Here is a 2,531-nt window from a genome sequence, read left to right as displayed (position 1 = left end):
CTGCCTCGTGACCGAATGCGAGACCCGCAATTGCAACCACGATGAGCAGAATTGGCGCCAACGATGTTGTGGCATAAAAAGCGATGCTGCGCCATGGCTGAGAGCATTGTCGTTGACGAACCCAACGACGGCTTCTCGCACCATTGCCCATGCATTTGTGATCGCGCGATGCATTTTGCGCCCCAGTCGAATTGGCGTTCACTAGCAATGCACCAGCACATGTGATGTTCCGGTTGCGGGCTGTGGCAGGAGTTTCGCACCGACTTCCGCGGAGGGTCGCCGGCATAGAACTTCCGCTCCGATGCGCTCGCATCGCCTTCGCCCCCATTTCGGGACGCGCATTTGATAATGGTTTTCTCAAGATCATTTTAGTTCGTTCGGAAACCATAGAAGCGGAGGCTGGCTCGTTTGCACCGACAAGGACAACAGCACGGAGGAGGTGTTGGAGGCGGCGCAGGAAGCTGGCGTGCATCCTGCGATCTCCGCCGGCCGCTGGCGGTACGAGCATCCGGACTATCGCCGCTTTTCCAAGCTGATTGGTCGAGGTGAGATTAAAACCGTCCTGAGCCTCAATATCGCTTTGAGGCGCCAAAGCTGCCAACGCGGTATCACCGTGTCTGCTTTCAGGCAGCGGCAACCAACGTCGTTGCGGCCAAGATCGCGCCACCAGCGGAATGGCACCTTTCCGCTGGTTTGCACCAGAAGCAGACCTTCTGCTCTCGTTCCATATACTGCCGGACCGCATGCGCCTCATATCGGTCATTCAGAATTAGCAGCCGCCTCTTTTCCGATGCCAACGCCTGAGCCTTTTGTGAGACCTAGGCGCAGCTTGCCGGCCGCAGCCTGTCCCAATTGGGACGAATAGTTGGCACCCATATTGCAAATCTACTACTCCTAAAGCTGCCGGACCGCTCTCGTGATGAGCCGCCAGTCGGCTAAGCGCCTCGTCGGTCTTTGAGCTGGCCCCAGCGGATCCCAAAAGCAGAAATTCGAGCGTACAGGCGACGTGAGGGAGGATACCCGAACCCGCGTGAACGAGGCTGTAAGGTCGATCGGATTTCAGTTCAATCGACAAGCAATTGATTTTCGCCGGGGTCGTTCCGATTCGCTTATTGTTCTGGTGTCGGACATCGCGAACCCGTTCTTTCCGGTATTCTTCAAGGGATCGAAAAGGAAGCTCGGGAACGAAGCACAATAGGTAACACAAAAGGTCAAAACAGAGCAATGGCCACAGCCGTTTGCGTCAGATTATTCAAGTTAATTCGCCGACCGCCAACGCGAACAGACGCGCATGGTCCCGTCCGTATAGCGTTGTTAATCCGGCAGTAGCATCTCCTCTTCATCGGCTGCGGCTTCGAACAGCAGCCGGAAGTCGTTACCCGGCATTTTGCCATCCATCGCAGATAGGCAAGCCTCAGCCGCCAGCCGCCACTTGGGGCCACGATTGGACCACTTTAGAAGCTCCTCCGCGGCGGCATCAACTCGGTTGACACCAAGGCGAAGCCCCGGGCGCTCAGTCTTCACATAAACCGGAGGGTTGAACCAGCGGTGGGGCATCAAGCCTCTCGAACGTCAAAGGCGATGAACAGTCCCCAAACGGAGGCTGAATTGACGATCATTCCGACCAACTGGCAGTCAGTCTCACGAAGATCATGGCCGCGCTCGCGCACCGCTGCAATGGTCGCCTTCAGGGAAATTATATTGCCCGGTTGAGAACCCAACAGGACCTCGCGGACCAGCTCCTTGGCCGTTTGCTGCACAGGCCGAACAGGTGCTTGAACGTCCATCCCATCCTCCCAGAGAGATAGAACCTCACCAGCTATTCTGTGGGTCACTTTCCGAAAAAGGCAAGAGCCGGAAACGTACAAAGCAGGTTGCCGCAAACACCCCATTTTGGAACGGGACCCGCCCTTTGTTCATTATGGGTGGAATCAATTTTTGAATGCAAATCCAAGGAATTTACGCCGTGCTCGCCAAGGATGGACAAAGCGGAGGAGTTCTATACCCGGCTTTTCGAGCGGAGGCCTGATGATCGTCCCATGGACGTGTTGATCCAATGGCGCAACGTCGCAGGCGCGAACTTGCAAATCTTCCATGATAAACGGCGAATGATAAAAAGCCCGCTGACGTCTGGCGACGCTGCAGGGATGGCCCGCGCCTGCTTCGGAGGCTGCGCGGGCCGACCATGACGAGTGGAGAGGACATCTTGGTCACCGGCACGGACCGCTGAAGAACGAGCCAGCTGTGGCCAAACAGCCTCAGAGCGGGAATGTTCCCGCCTGACGCAAAAACACCGTGGCTCAGCCGGCGGGCTCCGTTGCAGGGGCACTCAGGATAGTGCCACGGGCGCGGCGTCTGGGGTCAATGCAGTTTGCCGACTAGCCGAGCGTATTCGGCTTCAGCCCTGCCATATGACCCATCAGCCAGCGCAATCAGACGCGCTCGGTCAAGAATGACTACCTCTCCTCGCATTGAGCGTATCAGACCTTGGCCCTCCAAGGTTTGCAGCGCTATGGTGACGCCGGGCCGCC

Annotated in this window: 2 protein-coding genes and 1 pseudogene; all 3 read right to left on the bottom strand. The window is 57.2% G+C overall.

Annotated elements, in window-relative coordinates:
- Positions 1–144: pseudogene (locus NKJ80_RS31395) on the bottom strand (YihY/virulence factor BrkB family protein); the annotation flags it as partial.
- A 1,170-nt stretch (positions 145–1,314) separates the two neighbouring features.
- Entirely contained in the window at positions 1,315–1,557 is a 243-nt protein-coding gene (locus NKJ80_RS31390; RefSeq protein ID WP_023669677.1) for a DUF982 domain-containing protein, read from the bottom strand.
- The gene (locus NKJ80_RS31385) at positions 1,557–1,787 is read right to left on the bottom strand and encodes a hypothetical protein (RefSeq protein ID WP_023690600.1); all 231 of its coding nucleotides are present in this window, start codon (positions 1,785–1,787) and stop codon (positions 1,557–1,559) included. Before NKJ80_RS31385 ends, NKJ80_RS31390 begins: the two co-directional genes overlap by 1 nt.
- Between the last annotated feature and the right edge of the window lie 744 nt (positions 1,788–2,531).

Origin of the sequence: Mesorhizobium sp. M0030, assembly GCF_040323695.1 — a bacterium.
In the GTDB taxonomy this organism is placed as follows: Bacteria; Pseudomonadota; Alphaproteobacteria; order Rhizobiales; family Rhizobiaceae; genus Mesorhizobium.
The sequence above is the reverse complement of the archived record's forward strand: the minus strand, read 5'-3'. Positions and strand labels throughout refer to the sequence as shown.